This window comes from Lentiprolixibacter sp. (assembly GCF_982873095.1).
The window spans coordinates 1-2,151 of sequence record NZ_CEYNTP010000350.1 but is presented as its reverse complement, the minus strand read 5'-3'; the positions used below and the strand labels follow the sequence as shown (position 1 = coordinate 2,151).

The window sequence follows — 2,151 nt, the reverse complement described above, 5'->3', positions numbered from 1 at the left end:
AATTAATAATTTCCAATATTACTCGGCTTAATGGTAACTTCATTTTCCGAAACCAAGAACGTATGCTAAAAAAATCTTCAACACTTGAGCTGATATGAAATATTCAGAAGATTATTGGAAATATAGTATCAAGTGAGGCATAAACATCGTAAATAAAAAAGCCATCTATTTATGAAAAAAATAGACGGCTATTAATTTTGTAGCGAGAGGGAGACTTGAACTCCCGACCTCAGGGTTATGAATCCTGCGCTCTAACCACCTGAGCTACCTCGCCTAATGGTTTAAAAATCGGGGGCAAATATAACGGTAAAATTCCGCTTCATCAACTTTAGCCTGTCAAAAAATATTCTTTGGCAACTATTTTTTTATCATCCTTAAATGGCTATATTGTCCGGAGTAAATATGCCAAGGTATGAGCGATAGAATCAAATATGAACTCGAATTTGTTATACAGGCTTCTCCCCAGCTTTTATATCAGTATCTCGCCACCCCTTCAGGGCTTTCCGAATGGTTTGCCGACAATGTGAATTCCAGGGGAGAGATCTTCAGTTTTATTTGGGATGGGGCTGAGGAACAGGCCAAACTATTAAAACGCAAAACAGACGAATTTGTGAAATTTACCTGGGTCGACCAGGAAGGGGACTATTTCTTTGAAATGAAGATCATCGTAGATGAGATCACCAAGGATGTCAGCCTTTTTATTACGGATTTTGCGGAAGAGGATGAATTGGAAGAGGCCAAAATGCTTTGGGAAAATCAAGTGGCAGATCTGAAGCAGGTATTGGGATCTACCTGATAATATTATTAAAATCAGCTATCTTTGGCCTTCATTTTTTGAAGGCTTTTTTTATGATCAATTTTAAGGGATCACTGGTTTCAGGAGACGCGCCCATCTTTGGGCCTAACGAGAGGGGTTTTGTCTACGGCGATGCACTCCATGAAGAGATTAAAGTAGTCAACGGTCACATTTATTTCTGGGAAGAGCACTACCTGAGGCTGATGGCCTCCATGCGTATCCTGCGGATGGAAATTCCTATGGATTTTACCCTGGAGTTCCTGGAAGAACAGGTAGCGTCCCTGCTGAAGGCAAATCACCTGCAGGATTCGGCCGCATTTGTGAGGATCAGTGTTTACAGGAAAACGGGCGATCAACTCTTGCCTGAAGACAACGAAGTATCTTATGTAATCACCTGTCAGGAAGGTCCCAGGCCCTTTTATACCCTATCGGATGAAGCTTACGAAGTGGAGCTCTTTAAGGATTTCTACCTCACTGCAGACATGTTGTCTACACTGCCTACCAATAACCAGATACTCCGGGTTACAGGTAGCATTTATGCACGGGAAAACAGATACCAGGATTGCCTCTTGCTCAACGCACAAAAAAATGTGGTCCAGTCACTTTACGGAAACCTGTTCCTGTTGCAGGGAGGTCTTATCAAAACTGCACCCCTCTCAGAAGGTTGTGGCGATGGGATTATTCGCAGAAAACTGATCGATAATCTGAACAATTCGGACGAATATCAGCTTCAGGAAGCGGCTATTTCCCCTTTCGAGCTGCAAAAAGCGGACGGCATGTTCATCAGCAATATACGGGTAGGTATACAGCCCATTACAAAATATCGAAAGGCAGCATATGCGTCAGATGTATACTCACAGCTTATCGGAAGATTAAATGCAGCTGCCCGACTGGGTTAGTTGAGTGCAGGATTTTCCGGGGCATTGGACCACAGAAGGTAATCCCCGCCCAGTTCAATCATTTTTTCCTTCCAGAAGGCATTGCTGGATTTCTGGATGATATCACTTTCATAGTCGTTTTTCGCCACGATCCATGACCTGGATAACAGTTCCTGATCCAGCTGCAGGGAGGCCCAGCCAGAATACCCCAGAAAAAAGCGGATATCCTGGTCGGTGATCGTTTTCTGGTTGATCAGGTCTATTGTCCGTTCAAAATCACCCCCCCAATAGATGCCATCTGAAATTTCGATGCTGCCGTTGATCAGGTGGGGTACCTTATGAATGAAGTACAGGTTGTCTTGCTCCACAGGCCCTCCGTTGAATACGCGGAAGGGAACGTGGATTTCTTCTACGAGGTCACTAATATCAAAATCGAGCGGTTTGTTGAGGATAAAACCAACAGAGCCTTCTTCATTG

At 43.6% G+C, this 2,151-nt stretch carries 3 protein-coding genes and 1 tRNA gene; 2 read left to right on the top strand and 2 right to left on the bottom strand.

Going from position 1 to position 2,151, the window contains the following annotated elements; translation table 11 throughout:
- Window positions 1–200: 200 nt before the first annotated feature.
- A tRNA-Met gene (locus tag AC4E7D_RS14280) sits at window positions 201–274 on the bottom strand.
- A gap of 138 nt (window positions 275–412) precedes the next feature.
- Here AC4E7D_RS14280 and AC4E7D_RS14275 point away from each other — a divergent pair.
- Window positions 413–796: an START-like domain-containing protein gene (locus AC4E7D_RS14275; protein ID WP_490174447.1), complete on the top strand. Its 384-nt coding sequence runs from the start codon at window positions 413–415 to the stop codon at window positions 794–796.
- 53 nt (window positions 797–849) lie between these two features.
- Window positions 850–1,695, top strand: a complete 846-nt coding sequence (locus AC4E7D_RS14270; protein ID WP_490174446.1) for an aminotransferase class IV — start codon at window positions 850–852, stop codon at window positions 1,693–1,695.
- Here AC4E7D_RS14270 and AC4E7D_RS14265 read toward each other — a convergent pair.
- Window positions 1,692–2,151: YqgE/AlgH family protein (locus AC4E7D_RS14265; protein WP_490174445.1), on the bottom strand; the 460-nt coding region annotated here is incomplete at its 5' end. The genes AC4E7D_RS14270 and AC4E7D_RS14265 overlap by 4 nt on opposite strands.

Bases quoted from the DNA above. Each gene is read 5' to 3' on its own strand.
- AC4E7D_RS14270 (WP_490174446.1), top strand. From the start codon at position 850: ATGATCAATTTTAAGGGATCACTGGTTTCAGGAGACGCGCCCATCTTT.
- AC4E7D_RS14275 (WP_490174447.1), top strand. From the start codon at position 413: ATGAGCGATAGAATCAAATATGAACTCGAATTTGTTATACAGGCTTCT.